Source organism: Caballeronia eucalypticola, from assembly GCF_047608185.1.
GTDB lineage: Bacteria > Pseudomonadota > Gammaproteobacteria > Burkholderiales > Burkholderiaceae > Caballeronia.
In genome coordinates, this window is sequence record NZ_JBLKRU010000002.1 from 446,823 (window position 1) to 467,833 (window position 21,011).

Annotated in this window: 19 protein-coding genes, 1 pseudogene and 1 riboswitch; of the genes and pseudogenes, 4 read left to right on the forward strand and 16 right to left on the reverse strand. The window is 57.5% G+C overall.

Annotation, left to right across the window (positions count from 1 at the left end; translation table 11 throughout):
• The first annotated feature begins 54 nt into the window (after nucleotides 1-54).
• Nucleotides 55-771: a winged helix-turn-helix domain-containing protein gene (locus tag ACMX25_RS04195; RefSeq protein ID WP_414948270.1), complete on the forward strand. Its 717-nt coding sequence runs from the start codon at nucleotides 55-57 to the stop codon at nucleotides 769-771.
• 58 nt (nucleotides 772-829) lie between these two features.
• On the opposite strand, the pseudogene ACMX25_RS04200 reads toward ACMX25_RS04195, so the two are convergent.
• From ACMX25_RS04200 to ACMX25_RS04220, 5 genes and pseudogenes are all read right to left on the reverse strand, one after another.
• Nucleotides 830-1,077: pseudogene (locus tag ACMX25_RS04200) on the reverse strand (IS21 family transposase); the annotation flags it as partial.
• 126 nt (nucleotides 1,078-1,203) lie between these two features.
• Nucleotides 1,204-1,860 (reverse strand): hypothetical protein, encoded by a 657-nt coding sequence (locus ACMX25_RS04205; RefSeq protein WP_414948271.1) that lies wholly within the window; start codon nucleotides 1,858-1,860, stop codon nucleotides 1,204-1,206.
• Complete coding sequence (locus tag ACMX25_RS04210) at nucleotides 1,860-2,675, reverse strand: sodium:solute symporter family transporter (RefSeq protein ID WP_414948272.1); 816 nt, start codon at nucleotides 2,673-2,675, stop codon at nucleotides 1,860-1,862. Before ACMX25_RS04210 ends, ACMX25_RS04205 begins: the two co-directional genes overlap by 1 nt.
• A 279-nt stretch (nucleotides 2,676-2,954) precedes the next feature.
• The gene (locus ACMX25_RS04215) at nucleotides 2,955-3,464 is read right to left on the reverse strand and encodes a flavin reductase family protein (protein ID WP_414948273.1); all 510 of its coding nucleotides are present in this window, start codon (nucleotides 3,462-3,464) and stop codon (nucleotides 2,955-2,957) included.
• Between the two features lie 11 nt (nucleotides 3,465-3,475).
• Entirely contained in the window at nucleotides 3,476-4,816 is a 1,341-nt protein-coding gene (locus tag ACMX25_RS04220; RefSeq protein WP_414948313.1) for an LLM class flavin-dependent oxidoreductase, read from the reverse strand.
• A 305-nt stretch (nucleotides 4,817-5,121) separates the two neighbouring features.
• Between ACMX25_RS04220 and ACMX25_RS04225 the strand changes: the two genes are divergently transcribed.
• Entirely contained in the window at nucleotides 5,122-6,045 is a 924-nt protein-coding gene (locus ACMX25_RS04225; RefSeq protein WP_414948274.1) for a LysR family transcriptional regulator, read from the forward strand.
• A gap of 262 nt (nucleotides 6,046-6,307) precedes the next feature.
• The gene (locus tag ACMX25_RS04230; RefSeq protein ID WP_414948275.1) at nucleotides 6,308-7,447 is read left to right on the forward strand and encodes a porin; all 1,140 of its coding nucleotides are present in this window, start codon (nucleotides 6,308-6,310) and stop codon (nucleotides 7,445-7,447) included.
• Between the two features lie 57 nt (nucleotides 7,448-7,504).
• Here ACMX25_RS04230 and ACMX25_RS04235 read toward each other — a convergent pair whose 3' ends face one another.
• Genes ACMX25_RS04235 through ACMX25_RS04270 form a run of 8 tightly spaced genes read right to left on the reverse strand, consistent with a single transcriptional unit; the run spans nucleotide 7,505 to nucleotide 15,445 of the window.
• Nucleotides 7,505-8,536 (reverse strand): adenosine deaminase, encoded by a 1,032-nt coding sequence (locus tag ACMX25_RS04235; RefSeq protein WP_414948276.1) that lies wholly within the window; start codon nucleotides 8,534-8,536, stop codon nucleotides 7,505-7,507.
• Nucleotides 8,537-8,586: 50 nt separating this feature from the next.
• Nucleotides 8,587-9,597: a 2-hydroxyacid dehydrogenase gene (locus ACMX25_RS04240; RefSeq protein ID WP_414948277.1), complete on the reverse strand. Its 1,011-nt coding sequence runs from the start codon at nucleotides 9,595-9,597 to the stop codon at nucleotides 8,587-8,589.
• Nucleotides 9,594-10,364, reverse strand: coding sequence for a class II aldolase/adducin family protein (locus ACMX25_RS04245; protein ID WP_414948278.1), 771 nt, complete (start codon nucleotides 10,362-10,364; stop codon nucleotides 9,594-9,596). The genes ACMX25_RS04240 and ACMX25_RS04245 overlap by 4 nt, the downstream gene beginning before the upstream one ends.
• 17 nt (nucleotides 10,365-10,381) lie before the next feature.
• Entirely contained in the window at nucleotides 10,382-10,795 is a 414-nt protein-coding gene (locus ACMX25_RS04250) for a thioesterase family protein (protein WP_414948279.1), read from the reverse strand.
• Between the two features lie 52 nt (nucleotides 10,796-10,847).
• The gene (locus ACMX25_RS04255) at nucleotides 10,848-11,681 is read right to left on the reverse strand and encodes an ABC transporter permease (protein ID WP_414948280.1); all 834 of its coding nucleotides are present in this window, start codon (nucleotides 11,679-11,681) and stop codon (nucleotides 10,848-10,850) included.
• Nucleotides 11,678-12,445: an ABC transporter ATP-binding protein gene (locus ACMX25_RS04260; RefSeq protein ID WP_414948281.1), complete on the reverse strand. Its 768-nt coding sequence runs from the start codon at nucleotides 12,443-12,445 to the stop codon at nucleotides 11,678-11,680. The genes ACMX25_RS04255 and ACMX25_RS04260 overlap by 4 nt, the downstream gene beginning before the upstream one ends.
• Nucleotides 12,446-12,476: 31 nt before the next feature.
• Nucleotides 12,477-13,313, reverse strand: a complete 837-nt coding sequence (locus ACMX25_RS04265) for an enoyl-CoA hydratase/isomerase family protein (protein ID WP_414948282.1) — start codon at nucleotides 13,311-13,313, stop codon at nucleotides 12,477-12,479.
• Nucleotides 13,310-15,445, reverse strand: a complete 2,136-nt coding sequence (locus tag ACMX25_RS04270) for an acetate--CoA ligase family protein (RefSeq protein ID WP_414948283.1) — start codon at nucleotides 15,443-15,445, stop codon at nucleotides 13,310-13,312. The genes ACMX25_RS04265 and ACMX25_RS04270 overlap by 4 nt, the downstream gene beginning before the upstream one ends.
• Before the next feature lie 228 nt (nucleotides 15,446-15,673).
• Nucleotides 15,674-15,771: riboswitch (S-adenosyl-L-homocysteine riboswitch) on the forward strand.
• A 60-nt stretch (nucleotides 15,772-15,831) separates the two neighbouring features.
• Here ACMX25_RS04270 and ahcY point away from each other — a divergent pair.
• Complete coding sequence (gene ahcY, locus ACMX25_RS04275) at nucleotides 15,832-17,265, forward strand: adenosylhomocysteinase (protein WP_414948284.1); 1,434 nt, start codon at nucleotides 15,832-15,834, stop codon at nucleotides 17,263-17,265.
• Nucleotides 17,266-17,304: 39 nt separating this feature from the next.
• On the opposite strand, the gene ACMX25_RS04280 is transcribed toward ahcY, so the two are convergent.
• From ACMX25_RS04280 to ACMX25_RS04290, 3 genes are all read right to left on the reverse strand, one after another.
• Nucleotides 17,305-18,219, reverse strand: a complete 915-nt coding sequence (locus tag ACMX25_RS04280) for a LysR family transcriptional regulator (protein ID WP_414948285.1) — start codon at nucleotides 18,217-18,219, stop codon at nucleotides 17,305-17,307.
• Nucleotides 18,220-18,374: 155 nt separating this feature from the next.
• The gene (locus ACMX25_RS04285; RefSeq protein WP_414948286.1) at nucleotides 18,375-19,547 is read right to left on the reverse strand and encodes an ABC transporter substrate-binding protein; all 1,173 of its coding nucleotides are present in this window, start codon (nucleotides 19,545-19,547) and stop codon (nucleotides 18,375-18,377) included.
• Nucleotides 19,548-19,819: 272 nt separating this feature from the next.
• A complete protein-coding gene (locus ACMX25_RS04290) occupies nucleotides 19,820-20,998 on the reverse strand; it encodes an alpha-hydroxy acid oxidase (RefSeq protein ID WP_414948287.1) in 1,179 nt (392 codons plus the stop codon).
• Nucleotides 20,999-21,011: the final 13 nt, after the last annotated feature.

Here is a 21,011-nt window from a genome sequence, read left to right on the forward strand (position 1 = left end):
TTTGTTTACTGCTCCATCAACCTACTTCCCGCACGCCGATACTCGGGCACCAATATGTCTGCGATCCTGATCGTCGGAGACGACCCCTCAAAAACCGAACTAATATGGCTGCATGCACAGCAAGCAGGCCATCAACCTGCGATTGCATTCACGGGAAAAAAAGCGAAGGAATTAATTGATGAGCGGTTGCCAGAAGTTGTGATCCTTGACTGGACGTTGCCTGACATGACGGGCTTGTCGCTATTAAGTGCACTTCGTTCGGTTAGAAGGACAAAAGATTTGGGTGTGATCGTGTTGGGTAAAAGCTTGCGTGAAGCAGACACCTTGAAGGCACTCGAGGTCGGAGCGGACTTCTACCTCGTCAAACCGTTTTCAATGAGAGAATTGTTTGCCCGTGTGCAAGTTATGTTGCGACCACGGCCACTTGTGCAAGCGCAGGAAGTTTTGAAGGTCGCTGCGATCACCATGTCTCTCACGTCACATCGAGTGTCCGTCCGAATGGAATGTCAAGAACTGACCATTAGCTTGTCCCCAATGGCATTCAAACTCTTGCGTCTGTTTTTGACCCGTCCCGGAGAGGTGCTTTCACGTGACACGATTTTGAAAGTAGTCTGGGCGGAACAAACCGATGCTAAAGAACGCACTGTCGACGTGCATGTCAAAATCCTCCGTGATGCGCTAAGGCCGTTCGACGCAATGATCGAAACGGTCTGGAAGGGAGGTTATCGGCTATCAAGTGAGAATCCCCTTTCTGATAGCTTGGCTATCTAATAATTCTCCAGACATCGGAAGGCACCCATCGATCGGAACGTCAGCGTGCACGCTAACTGCGGCGGACCTTGTCGACGGCGGTCTTCATATCGTCGTAGATGCCTTGGCGCGGAATGCCTCCCCCCGCCGCGAACGCGTAGTGGTGCGCGTCGAACAGCATCTCGCGCGTCTGCAGCAAATAGGCGCGTAGGAAGCATGCTCGGCTATGACTGACTTGAACTGCGCGACCTGCAGCTTGGTGCGCTCGCCGTTGATGACGGCTCAGTCCTCGCTCCAGTCGAACTGAAAGGCTTCACCGAGCGCAAAGCGCGCTGCTCTAGTTTGGACACAATCGACGCATTCAGAAGAGCATAGGGGCGCAACTGCACGGCGCTCGGTGTCAACGGTGAAAGCTCACCGGTGGCAATTCGTCCGTAAATTGAGCGACACCCATCAGCGCTCTGCAACGAGCTTACGTTCGGTCACACACATCAGCTTCCAACAGACGATCAGTACGAGCACGTTCAGACCCAACGCGATCAGCCCGATATTGACGGATGCGATCGATGCCGGAACGTTTGGAAATGCTTGAGCAAGACTGCCGCCGAAACCGATAGAGACATAGGCCAACAGTGCAATGCCCGCAACAATTCCCGAAGCAACAGGAATGGGCCGCTTCGTGATTTGCGGCATCAGTCCCAGCACGAAGGCCGGAAACAACTGGTCGAGCAGATTGGATGCGAACAGCGAGATTGGTACCATCGACCAGCCTGAGTAGAACAAAATAGTCACGCAAATTAGCGCATAGACGGGAACGGTGAGTCTGGCGACAGTCGTGACTGTTGCTTCCGACGCTTGCGGCAACACGTATCGTTTGACCACGTTCTTCGAAAACATGGTCGACGCATTGAGCAGAATCATCGCACCCGGAACGAGCGCGGTGAGAAGACCCGCTCCGCCAATGATGCCGACCACCCAGTCCGGAAACGTCTTCTTTACGATCACGAACAGCGCGATATCGATTGATGATCCGGTCAGCCCCGGGACCACGATAATCGCCGTGAAGCCCACGATGTACATACAGACAATCAGCATCTGATAAAGAGGCATCAGGATGGTGTTTTTCTGACCGCGTTGCGCGTCTTGATTGCATAGACGCTGGTAAAAGCATGAGGGAATAGATAATAGCCGAGAGATACAAGCAGGACCGTCGAGTTGTACCAGGTTGCATTGAGACCCGTGTCAGGGATGGTGAAATGACCGGGGTGGGCCTTTTCGACGGCTTCGAAAAGTCTGCCGTAGCCACCGAGATAGTGGATCGGCAAATAGATCGCAAGCGATAGAGCAACGACCAGAATCAGCGCGTCTTTGACCACCGCCACCGTTGCCGCCCCACGGATACCGGAAACGACGATATAGCCGACCATGATCGCGAGCCCTATCCAGATCGCCGCTGCTTCTGACAGCCCGCCGTATGACGACTCGTGCACGATGATGCCGAGGCCTTTCATCTGGATCACGAGAAGCGGAATCATCGCGCCGAGGCCGATGATGGCGGCCATCGCGCCGAGCATGCGGCTCGCAAAAACCTGCTCGAAGTAGTCTGAGAAGGAGACGAGCTGATGGGCCTGTGCCACGTCCCGAAGGCGCGGCAATGTCCAGTAGCCGATCACGAAGGCAAGCGAGGCGCACGCCATGTAGTAGAAGACAGGCGCGCCTTTCGCGTATGCCCACCCCGTTGCGCCCAGAAAGGAATAAGTTGAGAATATTTCACCGGCAATCAGCACGAACGAGATGACGGCGCCAAAGCCGCGGCCGGCAATCGACCACTCTTCGAAATTCATCGGTATTCCGCGCCTGGCTGCCACGCCGACGGCCAACGCACCGGCAAAGAAAATGCCCAGGATGCACAGTGCAATATTCATGGCTGTTCCGTAGACGATCTATTATCGGCTGCATAGATGATCCAGAGGATGCCGGCAGATGCCAGCATCCAGGTAAGATTCCATATCAGGAGTGTCGGAGCACGAAACAAAAGCGGTCCCCAATACCGGACGACCCAGGTTCCCGAAAAAAATCCAACGAACGGCAACACAGCGAGTAAGTGAACTGCTTTCACGTTGATTATTCCTTCGGCGTTAAGCGATGCATTATCTTTGCGCCTTTTTAGAAGAGCCGGCTTTGAGAGTCGGCTTCACGCAGATCTAGGAGCCGGTGTGGTCCAGCCATCGGTAGGCACCGTCAGCGTAGAGCAGCGGATCGACCGGCTCGTTGAGCGCTGTCTGCATGACATTGCCAACGAATACCGTATGTGTACCGTGTTCAAAACGCCGTGCCAAGCTGCAAAAAAACGTCGCTTGAGCACCCTCCAGATAGGGAAGCTGCCAGCGGGCGGACGTATTCCATCGGCCGGAGGCGAAGCGCTCGGGATGCGAATAGTGGCTTGCGAACCGGTCGCTGATGTCGCGCTGGCCTCTGCACAGCAGGGTCACCGAAAAGCGGCCAATTCGCTCGATGACGGCATGCGACGATGCGTCCCTGTTGATGCAGACGAGGAGGGAGGGCGGCGCGGCACTCAGCGAAGTAACCGCTGTGGCCACCATGCCGTACGGTTGCTGGTGTTCTTGCGTTGCCACGACGCACACGGTAGCGGCGAGGCGGCGCATGGCTCTGGCGAAATCGATGGGGCGTTCGTCAGTTTGAGTTGCTTCCATATTGGCCTCCTTCACTTCGGACTGCGGATTTTGAATTGATTTTGCGGCCGGTCGAGTCCAAGATTTTCGCGCAACGTGGTTCCTTCGTATTCAGTGCGGAAGACACCGCGCTTCTGCAATTCAGGAATGACTGTTGCGCAAAACTCGTCGAGGTCGCCAGGCAGGACCGCGGGCTGGATGAGAAACCCGTCCACAGCATCTGCCTTGAACCACGCCTCCATTTCGTCGGCTATATCGGATGGCGTCCCGACAATCGTTCGTTGCCCTCGGGCGCCTGCGAGTTTCTGGTAGAGCTGGCGAATCGTCAGGGATTCGCGTTTGGCCATTTCGAGTACGGACTGGACCGTGCTCTTGCTGGTGTTAGTGTCACTGGCAGAAATCTTTTCGGGCAGCGGACCATCGAGGTCGAGACCGTTCAAGTCGTATCCGCCGAGCGCGTTAGATAATAGTTCGAGGCCGACGTCCGGCTGGATCATCGCTTGCAGTCTCGCGTGCCGCTCTTGCGCTTCTGACCGGCTTACCCCTATTACAGGATTCAGGCCGGGCATGATCTTCAACTGACTGACGTCGCGTCCATACCCGCTCATACGGCCCTTCAGATCGTTGTAGAAGGCCTTGGCCTTTTCCAGGTTGTGTTGGGCGGTGAACACGATTTCGGCCGTTTCAGCCGCGAGTTCCATGCCGTCATGCGACGATCCTGCCTGTGCGATTACGGGATGCCCTTGCGGTGGACGCGAGATATTGAGCGGTCCGCGAACGCTGAAGTGCTCGCCACGATGGTTGAGCGTATGCAATGCTTCGGGACGAAAATAGACGCCGGATTCCCGGTCGCGAATAAACGCATCGTCTTGCCAGCTGTCCCAAAGACCTCGCACGACACCAACGAACTCCTTCGCCCGTTCGTAGCGATGCTCGTGCGAGAAGTGTTCTTCGCGTCCAAAATTAAGGCTTTCGTCCACGTTCGACGAAGTGACGACGTTCCAGCCTGCGCGTCCTGCGCTGATGTGATCGAGAGACGCGTATCGCCGGGCGATGTTGTACGGCTCGTTATAGCTGGTGGTCGCCGTCGCGATCAAGCCGATGTGGTGTGTGACGGCTGCTATACCGGCGAGCAGGGTCGTCGGCTCGAAGTACGCCATGTACTGCGGCCAGCGGCTCAGCGCCTCCAGATTGCCGCCACGCACGGCAGCGGCGTCGGCGAGAAAAAGCAAGTCGAATCGCGCGGCTTCGGCAGTCTTCGCCAGTCTCACGTAGTGCTGGAAGTTGCTACCCGCATCGATTTGTGAATCAGGATGCATCCAGGCTGCGATGTGATTGCCGGTGGGATGAAAGAGCCCACCGATTTTCATCATACGTTGTGTGTTCACGTTTTCCTCCAAACGAGTTGTGACTTGATTATTCGAGCGCACGACGGGAGTGACAAGCAACGAAATCAGAACGCTGCGTTGCCCTCATGTGTTGCCGTCGGGGCAACGCAATGGGCTTCACGCTGAGAATTTCCCAGTCAAGTGAACAAATAAATCGAACGCGCTCTTCGAAAAACGGTGGTTTTCGGAGACGCTCACGCGCGATAGATTGCTCATCATGTGCATGCCGTTATTGCGAGGCCACACACAAGCGCACTGTAAAGCCACGATCAGCAACTCTTTGGACGCCCATGAGAACCATCCTGATGTCTCCGCTGATGCATTACGTCCGGGAAGTGGCCCTTGAAGGGTCCATTCGTCGCGCGGCCGATAACCTGCATATTTCACCTTCGGCGATCGCGCGACAGATCCAGCAGCTTGAGGAACAGTTCGGTGCGGCACTGTTCGAGCGGCTGCCGCGTGGCATGAGACTGACCGAAGCGGGCGAGATCGTGTTGGAGACCATTCAGCAATTCGAGCGGAACGCAGCAACCGCCCTTTCGCACGTTGAAGAGTTGCGTGGACTTAAGCGCGGACGCGTTTCGATCGGCGCTCTGCAGACGCTGGGTGAAGAGGTTCTCCCTCGCGCGCTGAGCGATCTGCGCAAGCGTTACCCAGGAATATGTTTCAACGCATATATTGGGAATTCCTCGGAAATCGTCCGCAAGCTGCTCAACGGCGAACTGGACATCGGCATGTGTTGGGAGCCTGTTGTGGCCGTGCCGCTGGAACGGTTGCGCGTCGTGCAGAGCGCGATAGGCGTGGCGATGCAAAGCGGGCATCCGCTCGCGCGCAGGGATGTAATCGGACTGCGCGACTGCGCCCCTTATCCGGTGATTTTTCCGTCCCGCGACATGCTGTTTCGCGTCATGCTCGACCGGATCAACATTGGTATTGGCAGCAGCCTGACGCCGGTGATCGAAACGAACTCCATGTCGATGATGCGCACGTTAGTGCGGGAAGGAGCGGGGCTCGTATTGACGACATCAATGTCGCTTCTTAGCGATCTCGCGACGGGCAAGGTCGTCCACCGGCCGCTGCTTGAGTCGGGCCTGCATTCCCTGCCCCTGTGTCTGCTGGTCCGATCCGAACGCGAATTGCCATTGGCAGTGAAGGTTGTCGTTGAGCACTTCATGACCGAGATGGACAAGCTCGCGGCCCTTCAAAATCGCTAATGAACATATTTCATGCGTGCGTCGTCTTGTTCGCGATCCCGTTCGCTGTTCTAGAAAATCGGCCGACGCGTTCGAATTTTGATTTTTGACGCGCATTTATCGCTGGATACAGTGGCTCAACCCGAGTGAGCCAGAGCGGGCCATAAGAAGTTTCGTCTTACAACGCGGTTGTCCAGCGTAGTTACTTCGTATAACGAAGTATTTATAAGTCAAAATGCATCGTCGTGCGTTCGGCGAACAGATAGGTCTTGGAGATCGCATCATGAAGAGAAGACAATGGATCAAGCGATTTGTCGCAACATCATCAGTCGTGGGTGTTGCGGCGGCCTTGCCGCAAATAGGTCAAGCACAAAGTTCCGTCACGCTATATGGACTTATTTCCACAGGTATCCTGTACACGTCGAATGCGGGTGGCCATTCCCAGGTATCAATGGCAAGTGGTCCAGAACAATTACCTCGCGTGGGCTTCAAAGGACGCGAGGATCTGGGAGGGGGAAATGCCGCGATCTTCATGCTTGAGAACGGCTTCAATTCGACGAACGGTTCACTCGGACAAGGCGGAAGAATGTTTGGGCGATGGGCCTACGTAGGGTTAACGAACGACGCAATCGGTACGGTGACCATGGGTCGCCAGCTCGAGGAAATGGCGCAGCAACTATACTGGACTGAGTCAGGTGTCATCTTCGCGGCCTTCGCGACGCACATTGGCGACAACGACAATATCTTCAATTCCAACCGGTTCAATAATTCAATCCGGTATGCATCTCCCAACATCCACGGTCTATCGTTCGCTGGCTCATACGCGCTTTCAAATCAAGCCGGCGCATTCTCCAACAACAATGGCTATAGCGTCGGGGCAAACTACGTCGTGGGTCAGTTAAAGCTTGGCGCGGCATTTACGCAGTTCAATCATCCCTCGGTTGCGTCGAATCTCAACGGAGCCGTGGACGACGACACATGGGGATTCTCGAATCCTTTCGTCAAGAGTCTCGCCGGAGCGGTGACGGCCCAGCAACGCATCATGGGCGTTGGCGCAAGCTACGACTTCAACGTCGTTCAGGTGGCGGCAAACTACACCAACGTGCTCTACAACTATCTCGACAATACGGGTTTGCGCCTGCAAAACGCCGAATTGACAGTGACTAAAAGAATTACGCCCGACATTCTGTTAGGCACAGGCTATATCTTCACGGCCGGAAACTATTCCGCAGACCTGCAACCGCGATATCACCAGTTAAACCTTGGTGTTGTGTATTCGCTGAGCAAGCGCACGGATCTCTGGCTGGTTGGCATGTACCAGCGTGCGGTGGGTGACGCGCATCATGCGCAGATCTATACGACCACGGCATCGAGTTCGAACAATCAGACGTCGGTTGTAGCCGGCATTCGCACGCGGTTCTAACGGATCTTTGCTGTGCAGCCTGGAGCCGCGTGGAGAGGCTCCGGGCTGGACGACTCCCTATACTTGGACGTCTTTAGAGAACGAGTTGTCGTAGTCGTCGATAGACTGAATGTACGCGTCGGCAACTGAACGTTCGATAAACGATGCTTCGAAGCTGTTTTTGGCGAGCTGAACGATTTCGCTGCGAGAGAGCTGCAGGTTCTGCTGGACGAACATGAAGTTTTCGTTCACATAGCCGCCGAAGTACGGCGGGTCGTCGGAGTTGATCGTAGCGCATAGGCCGGCATCGAGCATGGCGCGCAAAGGATGAGGCGCGGTGGCATCGACTATATTCAACTTGACGTTGGAGAGCGGGCAGACAGTGAGCGGAATGCGCCGGGCAGCAAGAGTCTTCACCAAGTCGGTATCAGTTAGGCAAGCGTTGCCATGATCGATGCGATTCACATGCAAAAGGTCGACTGCCTGACGAACATAGTCTGCCGGACCTTCTTCGCCAGCGTGAATAGTGACGGGGAAGCCATACGATCTGCATCTGCCGAAGAACTCAACAAACTTGCTGGGCGGATTTGGCAGTTCGGCGCCACCCATGCCAATGCCGGCAATCTGTGTTTTCCACGGCATGATTGACTCGAGAAGCTTGAGCGCCTCCGCCTCGCTGCGATGACGATGCGCGCTGATCAGCAAGCCCGACGTGATGCCGACATCACGCTGCGCATCCCGCATCGCGCCCAGGACGCCTTCCATTAGTTGACCAAGCGGGGTGCCGCGTTCCATAAACGTTTGAGGGCCGATGAACATCTCCGCATGACGGACGTTCTGTTCGTGCGCTTGGCGAAGATATCGATAGGTCACGTCGTAGATGTCGCGCTCCTTGACCAGGACACGGCAACCCTCGAAGTAAAGATCCAGGAACGACTGGAGATCCTTAAACGCGTAGGCGGCCCTGAGCGCCTCTGGCGACGGCCATCGCAGTGAAAGACCGTTGCGTTCGGCGAGCGCGAACATCATGTCCGGCTCTATGCAGCCTTCCAGATGCATGTGAAGCTCTGCTTTGGGAATGCCTTCAATAAAGGTATGTATGTTGGTCATCGAAATAATCCTATGGCTTGCTGGCGCAAACGAATGTAAGGGCAATGGGTTCAGTATCCGGTGGCGCGGTCGACCAGACCCTCCGCCGGCAGACTTTTGCGAATAGCTAACAGCCGCTCGACGGTTTGACCCGCGAGCGCAATCGGGTCGCAACGGCTTGCAATGTGGGGCGTGACGCAGATCCTCGGATGCGACCAAAGCTCACTGGATGGAGGCAACGGTTCGGTCCGGAAGGTATCGAGCGTGGCTGCGCCAACACTGCCATCGGCGAGGGCCTCCAAAAGGTCGCGCTCGTTCAGGTGTTCGCCACGGCCGACGTTGATCACGTGTGCGCCGGCTTTCAGCATCGAGAACACGTCGGCGCCTAGAAAGCCGTGGGTCTCGTACGTGAGCGGCAGCAGACAGACAAGGGTATTGCATTCGCGAAGGAATGGCTTGAGGTCTGCATCCCCGCAAAAGTACGTTATCCCGTCAAGGCGGAACGCCGGTGGCCGGCGCACCCAGCCTCGCACGGTAAAGCCAATTGCCGAGAGTGCGTGCGCGGTCGCCCGTCCAAGCTCTCCCATTCCGGCAATACCGACAACGTGACGCTGCGGCGCAACGAAAGGAAGCGCTTCCCAGGCGCGGACAATGCCGTGGCCCAGATAGTCCTTCATTTTGTGCTGATGATGCACCACCGCCCAGCTCACATAAGCCGCCATGCCCGCCGCCATACCCGGGTCGATGGCGCGGCAAAGCGGGACGTGCGCCGGTAGATCCGGGTCGGCGAGAATATGGTCGACGCCCGCACCCGAGGATTGTATGAGCCGTAGATTCGGCAGTTGACGAAGCAAACCAGTGGGCGGTCTCCAGCAAACGACGGCTTCGATATCCGACAAACTGCCGAGATCGTTTCCCCAGCGAAGATCGAGCGCCTGAGGCAGCCGTCTGAAAGCCGGCACGAGGAACGACATGTCATTCGAACCGCCGATCAGCGCGATACAAGGGGGCTTGCGCGCCGAGCGTGCCCGGCGTCGGTCCACTCCAGTTCGAGACGGGGACAGGGCGACTGTTTCGCTCATTGCCGATATCCGGTGCCGACCTGCGCGTCAAGGAGACGACAAAAGCCGTTCCATTCCCGCGCGGTCCCTTCGAGCTGGTTCGCGCTTGAGCCCCCTCGTTCATATTGCCGGGCCGTGTGCTCGCACACCTCAGGCGCAACTTCGCGAATCTTGCGGCCCGATGCCTGTGTCGCTAGCTGTACTCGACACGCCCGCTCCAGGTTATGCATCAGGATGAACGCTTCAGCGACCGTGCGCCCGATCGTCAGCAGGCCATGATTGCGAAGTATCAGACAGCGCTTCTCACTGCCGAGGCTCGTGACGAGGCGCTGGCGTTCTTCGAGATCGAGCGCGAGTCCTTCGAAGTCGTGATAGGCCACCCGGTTATAGAACTGAAAAGCCCACTGATTGCATGGCTGGAGCCCTTCGTCCAGAGACGAGACGGCGACACCTCCGATCGTGTGCGTATGCATTACGCAGGTGGCATCAGGACGAGCGGCATGGATCGCGCTGTGAATGGTGAAGCCGGCGGGATTGACCTCGTAGCCGGATGGCCCGATGAGCTCACCGTCGAGGTTGATTCTGACGAGCGACGAAGCCGTCACCTCACGGAAAAGCAGGCCAAAGGGATTGATCAGGAATTGCTCGTGTGAGCCAGGCATGCGTGCCGAAATATGCGTGTAGATTCCGTCATCCATGCCGAGCAGGGCGATAAGCCGATAGGCGGCTGCGAGGTCTTCCCGGGTTTGGCGTTCGTCGCGATGACCGGCCGTATCATTCGTTTTCATGGTGAGTTTCCCTCCCGTCAGTTTGCCTGGCCCGTGCGCTTGAGAGCACGTTTCTCTACCGCCGTGCCTGGCACGACCGCTCTAGCGTGAGAGCCTTTGCCGATCACGCCTCCCGCATCGTCGGCCCAGATGTCGAATAGATATAGCGGACCGTCCCTGCCCGTGAACTTCGCATGTGCCGTGAATTGCGCACCGGGAGGAGTGGGCGCGAGATGCTCGAACACGACGCTCGAGCCGACCGAAAGCTGTCCTTCCTGCAGCACCGGATGCAACGCTTTGGCGGCCGCGCGCTCCAGATGTGCAATGAGCCACGGTGTCGAAAGTACGCCCGGAAAACGTTCTCCCGAATCGAGTTCCAGCCGGCTCGCCAGATGTTCGAGCGTGACCGTGACGTCAAGGGTGATGGTCGTGCCGTGTTCAAGTGTTGTCATGATATGAGTGTGAGTGGAGTGTGAGCAGCCCATGAAAATTGATGCGACGCGCTTAGGCGCCCGATACGTGATCCGCGTCGTGATTAACCCAGAACACGACCTTTTTCTTGATGGCCTGCATGACCCAGTGCAGCCCAACCCCCATCAGCGAAAGAATAAGGAGAATCGCGAACACGCCTGCGGTATCCATCGAAAAGTTTCGCTGCAAGATGAGATAACCCAGGCCCGCCTGCGATCCGACGAACTCACCGACAATGGCGCCGATAACCGCAAGCACAATGGCGACGTCGAGGCCAACGAAGATATACGGCAGCGCGTTGGGAATTTTCACGTAGCGGAAAATCTGCCATTTCGAGCCGGTGAACGCGACGAGCAAATCGATTTGCTCGCGCGGCGCGGACCGCAGGCCGACGATGGTGTTCGCCAGCACCGGGAAGAACGCGATTGTGGCGGTGATGACGATCTTGGACGTTACGCCGTAACCGAACCAGATCACGATCAGCGGCGCGATCGCCACTTTCGGGACTGTTTGAAATGCGATCACATACGGATAGAAGATTTTCTCCGCGTAGGCAGACTGGCCGATTATGCCGCCGAGAATAAGCCCGAGACTCGCCCCGGCAAAAAAGCCCGCCATGGTTTCGTAAAACGTCACGCCCAGGTTGGATATAAGCGATCCGTCGGCGCATCCCTGAATAAGCGAAACGAATGTGGCGCTGGGTGTGGGAACAATGAGCGTCGACACGTTGAAGTAGCGAACGCCGAATTCCCATACGCCGAGAATCACGACCAGCAAAGCAGCCGACATCAGGCGATCCGAATGCTTGCCTGAGGACTTGTCGCGAACCCCGTCGATCCGGGTCGCCTGTTCGATAGAAGTGCTCATGAGTCGAGGGTCCCGTGAGAGTTGAAGTGGCTGCGGATCCGGGTTACCACTTTCCCGAAGGGTTCGGAGTTGATCATTTCGAGCTTGCGCTCGCGCGGAAGATCGACCGCAAGTACGTCGGCTATCCGCCCTGGACGCGGGGACATGACAATGACGCGGTCAGCGAGGAAGACGGCTTCCGGAATGCTGTGTGTCACGAGAAGCACCGTCTTCCCACTCTCGGCGCGAATCCTGAGCAGATCGAGATTCATCATCTCGCGGGTCATCGCGTCGAGCGCGCCAAATGGTTCGTCCATCAGAAGCAGATTGGGATCGTGGCACAGGGCTCGAGCTATCCCCACGCGCTGTTGCATTCCGCCCGACAGCTCCCCCGGATACTTGTCTTCAAACCCTTCGAGACCCACCATCGCCAGGTATTTATCCGCGCGCTCGCGGTGCACGCTGGTGAGCTTGCCGTGCAGCTCGCTCGGCATAAGGATGTTTTGAATGACGGTGCGCCACGGCAGCAGTACAGGCGCCTGAAAGACGACGCCGACCTCATGATTGGGCCCGTCGATCGGTCGCCCGGCGATAGATACGCTGCCGGACGTGCGCCGCAGAATGCCCGCCAGAATTTTCAGCAAGGTCGATTTCCCGCACCCGCTAGGTCCAACGACGGTAATAAATTCACCGGGTTCGACAGCGAACGCCACTCCATGCAGGGCATGGATTTCGTTGCCTTCGCGCGTCTGATAGGTCTTGTTCAGACCGGATACTGTAATCATCGATTGCTCCGTTTATACCGCGACGCGGTATTCAGAGTGAGGTCGGATTGGCCGTCGAATCGACGGTGCTAAAACGCGCATCCCGCCATTTGAATGCCGCCCTGAGGCCGTCCCGATTCATGCGCTCAAAAAACTCGTCTGCTTCGCCGGATGTCGACATCAACACCTGAGTGAAGATTTCGCTGCCGTATTCGATGGTCGACGCAAAGCCGCGGAGCTCGTAATTGCGATTGATGCCGAGTTTGTTGAGTTGCACCGCGGGCGGAGGCAATCTCGCGATCCTCAAGGCGGTTTGCATTGCTTGCCCGGCCAGTTCTGCGAGCGGCACAATTCGATTGACGAGCCCCAGCCGCTCACCTTCGACGGCGTCCACGCGATCGCCGAAGAGAAGAAATTCCTTGGTCTTCTTCATGCCGAGAATCCACGGCGTAATGTTGAAGGGCGGTGCGGACTGGAACTGGATTTCCGGTTCGCCGAAAGAGGCCGTGTCGGCAGCCAATGTGTAATCACAGACCATCGTGAGGTCGCAACCGCCGCCCAACGCGTAACCGTTCACGGCGGCAATATACGGGACACGCGACTTCCAGATTTTCCACCACGTGTCGTTGCCAAGTTTCACGTGCTCGCGCCAGTCCTGGACCGTGACAAAAGGATGCTCGCGCGGCGACAGATCGAAACCGGCGCAGAAGGCCTTGCCTCGCCCGGTGATGACGGCTGCGCGAATCTGCTGGTTGTTCTCTATGACATCAAGCGCGTCCTGCATTTCCAGCAGCAACTGGTCGCTTAGTGCATTCATCTTGTCGGGCCGCGACAAGGCGAGGGTCGCCACGGGACCCTCGATCACCAGTTCGATCGTGTCGTACATCATTGCCTTGTCTCCAGGATCGTTTTTGCTTTCGGAATGATCAGTGCGTCCAGAACAACGGCGCCTTTCCCGAAGGGCTGGACTGATACCGGGTTTAGATCCACGGCGTCGAGTTCGTGCTGATAGGCGATCGCAATTTCGGAAAGCCGGGATACCATGGCTGCCAAAGCGCCACGGTCCGCCGGCAGTGCCCCGCGGTAGCCGCTCACGAGCCGGTCAAGGCGTGTGAGCGAAATCATGCCGTCGGCCTGATCCCGGCTGACCGGCGCGATTTCAAAGGCGGCGTCGTGCAGCAGTTCGACCAGCACGCCGCCTGAGCCGACGACAACACCAGGACCGAATGGCCGATGCGTGGCAATGCCTACGATGGCTTCAACGCCCGCAGACACTTGCTGCTGTACCAGCACGCCATTGATACGGGCATCGGGCAAACGCGCCTTGACCCGTTCGATCATGTCGGCGAAGGCAGACAACACCTCCGCTTCGTTCTGCAGGTTTAGCATCACGCCGCCGACTTCGGTCTTGTGAGGGATATCTTCGGAGTCGATTTTCAGCACGACCGGAAATCCCAGCCGATGCGCAGCCATTGCGGCTCCATCCGCATTCGTCGCGAGATGTTCGAGCGTGACCGTAATGCCGTGATCGGCGAGAAAGGCCTTGCTTTCGCGTTCGGTAAACGGGTCGGCGGATACAAGCCGTGCTGCCCATCGATCGTCGCGCAGCGCGGCGAATGATGCCGGTGCGGATTGGACATACTCGTGGTACTGGATCAGATGGCCAATCGCCTTCAGCCCATTGCGCATACCGCTTAACGCGGGAATCGCCGCGAGTCGAAGCGGCGCCAGTACGTCCGGGTGAATGGCATCGGACACATTGTTGAAGAAGACGACCGGCTTGGCCGCATTCACCGACGCAGTCACGACCGCTTCGGCAAGGCGCCCGTAAATTGCCGCCTGATCGCTGCCTAGCGTCCAGGGACAGTCCTGGGAGATTGCTACGAGAGAGATCCCGGGATCGGCAAGCAGCGCTCGCAGGCAGTTCGCGTACATGACGGTATCGAAGACGGCCACACCCGTTGCATCTAGCGGATTTCGAGGGGATCCAAACGGAGGCAGGATATCTTTTAAAGCGTCGATGGTGTCGCGCGAGAGCTCTGGGATGTTCAGGCCGACTCGCTCCGCGATATCGCAGGTGAGCGCGAGTTCACCACCGCTGACATTAAGCACGGCGACACCGTTACCGCCCGGAATACGGCTATTCGAAAGGAACAGCGAACAGGTTTCGATCAGCTCGTCATAGTCTTCCACAAGCACGACACCGAGGCGGCGGAAAAAGGCCTGCAGTGCGGTATCCGGCGTGGCAATCGCGCCGGTGTGCGCAGCGCTGGCCGCCGCCCCGGATGTCGACCTGCCGACTTTGAGTGCGACGACCGGCTTGCCCGCCTTGCGCATCTTCAATGCGGCTGTTGCGAATTTGTCCGGGTCTCGCAACGTTTCTACAAAAAGCGCCGCGACCGTGCAGTTTTCGTCTTGAGCAACAAAATCGAGGTAATCGCCAATGTCCGTCACCGCGCCGTTTCCAAGCGAAATCAGATGGCTGAAGCTGAATCTGTTGAGGTTGCTCAGCGCAATGCAAGCCGACCCGGAATGAGAAATCAGTGCGAGGCCGCCGAGCTGAAGGTTCTCCGGCAGCGACGCGCTATAGAGTGAAACGCGCGAGGCGACGCTGTAGAGGCCGAGGCAGTTAGGACCGCAAAGATTAATCGAATGATCGCTGCAGTACCGGGCCAATTTGTCCTGCAAGGCCGCGCCCTCTGCGCCGGTTTCCGCAAAGCCGCTTGCATAGAGCACGGCATTGTGGATTCCGCGTTCGTGCAGTTCTTCGAGCGCTGGCAATGCCTTGTCGACGCTTAACGCAATAACGGCGCAATCGACGGTGCCAGGAATCTCCTGGACGCTCGGATAGGCCTTCAGCCCGAGGACTTCCCGCGCACTCGGATGAATGGGATAGATCCTGCCAGGGTAGCCGACGCGCTGAAGATTGCGGATGACCGTGTGCCCTAACGCTTCCACACGCGGAGACGCACCTAGCACTGCGATGGAAGTTGGATTGAGAAGGGGGGAGAGCGGATGCAATCTGGATTCCTCAAGAGAACCCCGACGTCTGGCTTCATCGGGTGATTCGAGCAGATGTCTTCGACCGGTCCACGGGCCGGTGACCCGCGGTCCCAACACGCTTCCAGGAGGTCCGAGGGTGATTTCAAGGTAAGCGCGTAAAAAAAGCAGGTCAAACAGAGATTTTCGTCGACGCTGCGCGAATTTTTCGCACCATGGCGAGCGGATCAGGACGCAAACTACGCACGATTTCCCGAGGAGCGTTGCAATCCCGACCGGTCTCCAGGTCGCGGGATGAGGCTCGGGCAGGTCCATTTAATGGATCTGGTGAACGACGCTTATCCGCTGGGATGCGGGTGGCGTAATTGCTCGCGTACCGGCGGCTTCTGCACCTTTACGGAGAACCAATGGAAACGCTGAATACATCTTCAAGCTCGCAATTCGTCGTCGCGGACATGGCGCTCGCTGCATGGGGCCATAAGGAACTCAGGATCGCCGAAACGGAAATGCCTGGCCTCATGGCCATCCGCCAGGAATTGCAGGTATTCCGTCCGCTCGACGGAGCGCGAATTGCGGGTTCGCTGCACATGACGATCCAGACCGGCGTCCTTATCGAAACGCTCGAGGCACTGGGCGCCCAGGTTCGCTGGGCCTCGTGCAATATTTTCTCGACTCAGGACCATGCAGCGGCCGCTGTCGCTTCAAACGGTACGCCGGTGTTTGCCAAAAAAGGCGAGACGCTGGTCGAGTATTGGGACTTCACCCATCGCATCTTCGATTTCGGCGGCCGGGCGGGCACGCCCGAGGAGGGACCGACCATGATTCTCGATGACGGCGGCGATGCCACTGCGCTCATCCATCTCGGGAGCCAGGCGGAGCACGACCTGTCCCTGCTGGATGTGCCAGAGAGCGCCGACGAGTCGGCCATGTTCGCGGCGATCAGGAACACGCTTGCACGCGACTCATCGTGGTATAGCCGGCGTCTCAAACATATTCTGGGCGTGACGGAAGAGACCACGACGGGTGTCATGCGTTTGCACGAAATGAGCGCAAACGGCGCGCTCCGCATGCGCGCGATCGCGGTCAATGATTCCGTCACCAAGAGCAAATTCGATAACCAGTACGGCTGCCGCGAGTCACTCGTGGACGCAATCAAGCGCGCCACCGATGTCATGATTGCCGGCAAGGTCGCGTGCGTCGCGGGCTATGGAGGCGTCGGAAAGGGCTCGGCTCAGGCGTTGCGTGCGCTAAGCGCTCAGGTCTGGGTGACGGAGGTCGATCCGATCAACGCGCTTCAGGCTGCTATGGAAGGTTATCGGGTTGTCACCATGGACTATGCCGCCGACAAATGCGACATGTTCGTGACCGCGACCGGCAACAAGGACGTGATCACCTATGAGCACATGGCGCGCATGCGTGATCAGGCGATCGTCTGCAATATCGGGCATTTCGACAACGAAATCGATGTAGCCTCCTTGGCCCGGTGCGATTGGGACGAGATCAAACCGGAAGTCGACCACGTCATTTTTCCAGATGGAAAACGCATTATCTTATTGGCGAAAGGACGGCTCGTGAATCTGGGCTGTGCGACCGGGCATCCGAGCTTCGTCATGTCGTGTAGCCTCGCGAATCAGACCCTCGGGCAGGTGGAGATATTTACCCATCGAGACGAGTACGAGGTCGGGACGGTCTACGTGCTGCCGAAGCTGATCGACGAGCGTGTGGCGCGACTGCATCTGGACAAGGTCAGGGCCCAACTGACCATGTTGACGGACGACCAGGCCGCGTATATTAATGTGCCCAAGGAAGGCCCATACAAGAGCGAAGCCTACCGGTACTGACCGGTTTAACCGGAGTCGATCGACCGCGCGCCGAGCCGCTTACTGCCTGCCTTGATCGACTCCCGCCATCTCTGTCTGAAGCCTCCCGATAAACAATTTCACCGACACGGGCAAACTCCTGCCCGTGTGCACGCATAGCCTGAGCGGCCATCGCTCGACGCCATCGCCCTGCAACGGGACATAACGCAAGCCGCGCGGGACCTTGTAGTTGCCGAAGTACTTGTTGACGATCGTGTTGCAGAGTCCGGCAACCGCGGCAGCGCGCATCAGTTCGAACGAATTCGTTACCAGCGCGACTCGTGGCTTGATATGGGCCTTGGAAAACATCCGCACATAACTTTCCCGGATGGTGAGCGACTCATCTGGAAGCGCCATTTCAAGGTCGCCGCATTCCTCGATGTTGACCGAGCGGCGGGTGGCGAAAGGATGCGTGGCCGAGACAAGCAGGCACGGCGTCACATAGGTTTCGGCGATGACTTGTACATCGAATGCGTCCGGTGCCCGGTATGCCAAAGCTACGTCGATTTCGTCCTTGGCCAGCAGCTCTACCAGCTTGCCTCCCCCCGCAACGATCACATGAAAGACGATGCCGGGATACTGCGCGTGAAAGCGCTGCAGGAACGTAGGGAGAAATTCGCGGGAAAAAGACTCTGAAGCCCCAAGTCGTACGGCCCCTTTTTGGAGCGTGTCAATCGCGCGAATGTCCGCCCGGACCTGATCAAGCTCGTTTTCAATGAGCCGGGTGTACTCGAGCAGTAACTCGCCCGCGGCAGTCAGTTTTAGTACCTTCTGCCCTCGATGGCGTTCGAACACTTCAGCGTTGAGTTCTTCTTCCAACATCTGGATTTGCCGCGAGATCGCCGACGCCGCAACGTGTAACTGCTCCGCGGCTCGCCGGATGGAGCCAGATCGGGCAACACCGACGAAATACTTGAGGCCGACATTGTTGATCATATTTTTCTCCTCGTTGTAATGTCTGCAAAATCTACAGTGTTTACCGCGCAGTATGCAGGAGCCGCTGGGCGGCTCACGACGTCAGAAAAAACGATCATTTGCTGGATCACGCACGCGTAGTCGTCGGAGTTACCACGCTTGATCGTGACGTCGGCTTACCAGTTCGAGCACTTTAGCGCCGACTGTCTGATCGCATCCGCATCGAAGTTATTTGCTTTCTTGTAAAGATCCGGGATCGTCAGCGCATAGTCGGAGGAGGGAACGGTCTTGGGAATCTGCTTTGTGCGCAACATGAATTTTTGCAGCGCGTCATAGGTTTGCGGATCGAAATTTCCATAGTATTTTCCGCCGTTGAGTGTGAATGCGTCGCGCAGCGTGTCGAGTTGGGCCTTCAGGATATTGTCATCCCACCGCGCCAGGGTACGCTCGTCGCTTGACCCGGTAGGCTTGGTAGCGGGCCATGTTTTCCATTGGATCTTGCGGGCGCAGTCGGGATTGGTCAACGCGAACAGCGTTGCCTTCGCCATGCCACGGATGATAGCCTCAACCATTTTCGGGTCCGACTGCGCAGTTTTTTCCATCACCGACAAGGTGTAGTCGGGAATGCGACGCCAGTCGGGGCCGCGCATGTAGCGCAGTTTCAAGCCGGCGTTTTCAAAGCTTGCCATGGCGGTAGCCCAGAAGACTAGGCCCTGCACGCGTCCCGTGCGCAAAGCTTCAATGGCCGGGGCGCCGCTGCCCACGGCAATCAGGTGTACATCCTTGTCGGGATCAATGCCGTTGTCCTGGAGAAGCGCGCGAAATAGGGCAACACCGCCCGACGCGAGTCCGAAAGCACCAATCGTCTTGCCTTTGAGATCCTTGACTGTCTTATAAGACGAGTCGTCGAGCACGGCCACGGACCAGTCGGTGACCCCGTTCAACATGGCGACCTTGACCGGTTCGTTCTTGAGCGTCTGTGCCTGCACGACGACGGCTCCGTTGACCTGCGCGAAGTCTGCCTGACCGGCCACCAGAAGCGTGATGGGTTGAGCTGGCGGCGAAAGGGGTACCACCTGAACGTCGTAGCCTTCGTCCTTCCAGTATCCGAGCGCTTGCGGAAGCGTAAGCCACGGGTAGCCGATATTCAAAGCCTGCGTGCCGACAACGATTCGCACGGGCTTCATGGGCGCGGCCGCATATGCCGACGGGCCGAATGAAAACAAGCAAGAAAATATAGTTAGTACAAGAAAATAATAAGGCTTGAGTCGCATGGCTATTCTCAAAAGGTCTGTGATACGGAAACGAGTTAAGCGACGGGGCTCTCTAGTAGTGCGATAGATGCGCACGGCCGGTTGCCGGATGCGACGCCGGTCGAGGCGCGTTAAACCGGACCAATCGAAACCGGATCAAGCGACGATGCGGTGCACTCGTGAGCTATGACTTACGATCTGCTGGACAATAAGTTGAGTCAATTGCTGCGCCAAACTATTTTTGGAACGACGTGCGCGAAAAATTAGAACAGTCGCTTAAATGCGGGCCTAGGGTAGCCAGGACGAAAGGGCGGGACTCGACGCGGGGGCCGAACATCGTGCAACAAGCCGCGGTTCATGGCGGATCGTTATGGTGCGTTTTGCTGTGTTTGCGGCATGCTTGAGACGAACGTCGGATCGAGCATGGAAATGTTCGATGCACCAAGCTGACCGAGCACTCGGTCAAACTCGCTTTGCAGAATGGAAATCGCTTGTGTTGCGCCCATGTGCCCCGCAGCGGCGACGCCAAAGAGAGTGGGGCGTCCGGCGAATACGAAATCCGCGCCTAGGCACAGTGCGATAGCGATGTCGCTGCCTCTGCGCACACCGCTGTCGAGCATGAGCGGATAGTCGGGGCCGACTGCGCGGCGAATGACCGGAAGCGCGTCGATCGACGTTACGGCGCGGTCCAACTGGCGGCCGCCGTGATTCGACACAATCAATCCGTCCACGCCGTGTCGTCGAGCAATGACAGCATCTTCCGCGTGAAGAATGCCTTTGAGTACAAGCTTGCCAGGCCATCTGTCCCGGAGTCTTTGGACATCGTTCCACGTCATTACCGCCGGCGAATTGTCCTTCACGAGCTGGGCTACCTTGGCTGGCGTGGGAGATTGTCCCGCATACCGCGTCCAGTCGGCGAAGACTGGATATTTGCCGGACGCGATATAACGCCAGCACCAGGCCGGATGCCTGAGCGTTTCCAGATAGGCAGAGGCTTTGATTTTTGGCGGGAAGCCAAAGCCATTGCGGATATCCCGCTCGCGATTGGATACGACAGGCAGGTCGATCGTGACAACCAGATGTTCGACGCCGGCGGCGGCCACCCGCTGAACGATATCGTCGCTGATTGAGCGATCGCGAGACGGGTAAAGTTGATACCACAACGCGCCGCCCGCCTGTTCGCCGATTTCTTCGAGTGTCGAGTTACTGACACCCGACAAGATGAACGGCAGCTTTGCAAGCGAAGCCGCCTGGGCGAGCATGTAGTCTGCTCCGGGACGCAGCAAACCTGCGAAGCCGGTGGGACTGATGCCAAACGGTGCCGCGTATTCGGTGCCGAGCAGCGAGGTGACGGTAGACCGTTGCGTTACGTCTCGCAGATAACGCGGCACGAGTGTCCAACGATCAAATGCCTCGCGGTTGCGCCTGATTCCCCGCTCGTCATCGGAACCGCCGTCGACGTAATCGAATAGCATCTTCGGCAAAGCACGCTGCGCCAATCGTCGAAGATCTTCAATATTGATCGCACGTTCCAGCGAAGATCTCATGGATACATAAGAA

Bases quoted from the DNA above. Each gene is read 5' to 3' on its own strand.
- ACMX25_RS04245 (WP_414948278.1), bottom strand. From the start codon at position 10,364: ATGAAAACGAATGATACGGCCGGTCATCGCGACGAACGCCAAACCCGG.
- ACMX25_RS04265 (WP_414948282.1), bottom strand. From the start codon at position 13,313: ATGATGTACGACACGATCGAACTGGTGATCGAGGGTCCCGTGGCGACC.
- ACMX25_RS04215 (WP_414948273.1), bottom strand. From the start codon at position 3,464: ATGGAAGCAACTCAAACTGACGAACGCCCCATCGATTTCGCCAGAGCC.
- ACMX25_RS04195 (WP_414948270.1), top strand. From the start codon at position 55: ATGTCTGCGATCCTGATCGTCGGAGACGACCCCTCAAAAACCGAACTA.
- ACMX25_RS04290 (WP_414948287.1), bottom strand. From the start codon at position 20,998: ATGAGATCTTCGCTGGAACGTGCGATCAATATTGAAGATCTTCGACGA.
- ACMX25_RS04220 (WP_414948313.1), bottom strand. From the start codon at position 4,816: ATGATGAAAATCGGTGGGCTCTTTCATCCCACCGGCAATCACATCGCA.
- ACMX25_RS04250 (WP_414948279.1), bottom strand. From the start codon at position 10,795: ATGACAACACTTGAACACGGCACGACCATCACCCTTGACGTCACGGTC.
- ACMX25_RS04205 (WP_414948271.1), bottom strand. From the start codon at position 1,860: ATGCCTCTTTATCAGATGCTGATTGTCTGTATGTACATCGTGGGCTTC.
- ACMX25_RS04260 (WP_414948281.1), bottom strand. From the start codon at position 12,445: ATGATTACAGTATCCGGTCTGAACAAGACCTATCAGACGCGCGAAGGC.
- ahcY (WP_414948284.1), top strand. From the start codon at position 15,832: ATGGAAACGCTGAATACATCTTCAAGCTCGCAATTCGTCGTCGCGGAC.
- ACMX25_RS04240 (WP_414948277.1), bottom strand. From the start codon at position 9,597: ATGAGCGAAACAGTCGCCCTGTCCCCGTCTCGAACTGGAGTGGACCGA.
- ACMX25_RS04225 (WP_414948274.1), top strand. From the start codon at position 5,122: ATGAGAACCATCCTGATGTCTCCGCTGATGCATTACGTCCGGGAAGTG.
- ACMX25_RS04230 (WP_414948275.1), top strand. From the start codon at position 6,308: ATGAAGAGAAGACAATGGATCAAGCGATTTGTCGCAACATCATCAGTC.
- ACMX25_RS04235 (WP_414948276.1), bottom strand. From the start codon at position 8,536: ATGACCAACATACATACCTTTATTGAAGGCATTCCCAAAGCAGAGCTT.
- ACMX25_RS04210 (WP_414948272.1), bottom strand. From the start codon at position 2,675: ATGAATATTGCACTGTGCATCCTGGGCATTTTCTTTGCCGGTGCGTTG.
- ACMX25_RS04255 (WP_414948280.1), bottom strand. From the start codon at position 11,681: ATGAGCACTTCTATCGAACAGGCGACCCGGATCGACGGGGTTCGCGAC.
- ACMX25_RS04280 (WP_414948285.1), bottom strand. From the start codon at position 18,219: ATGATCAACAATGTCGGCCTCAAGTATTTCGTCGGTGTTGCCCGATCT.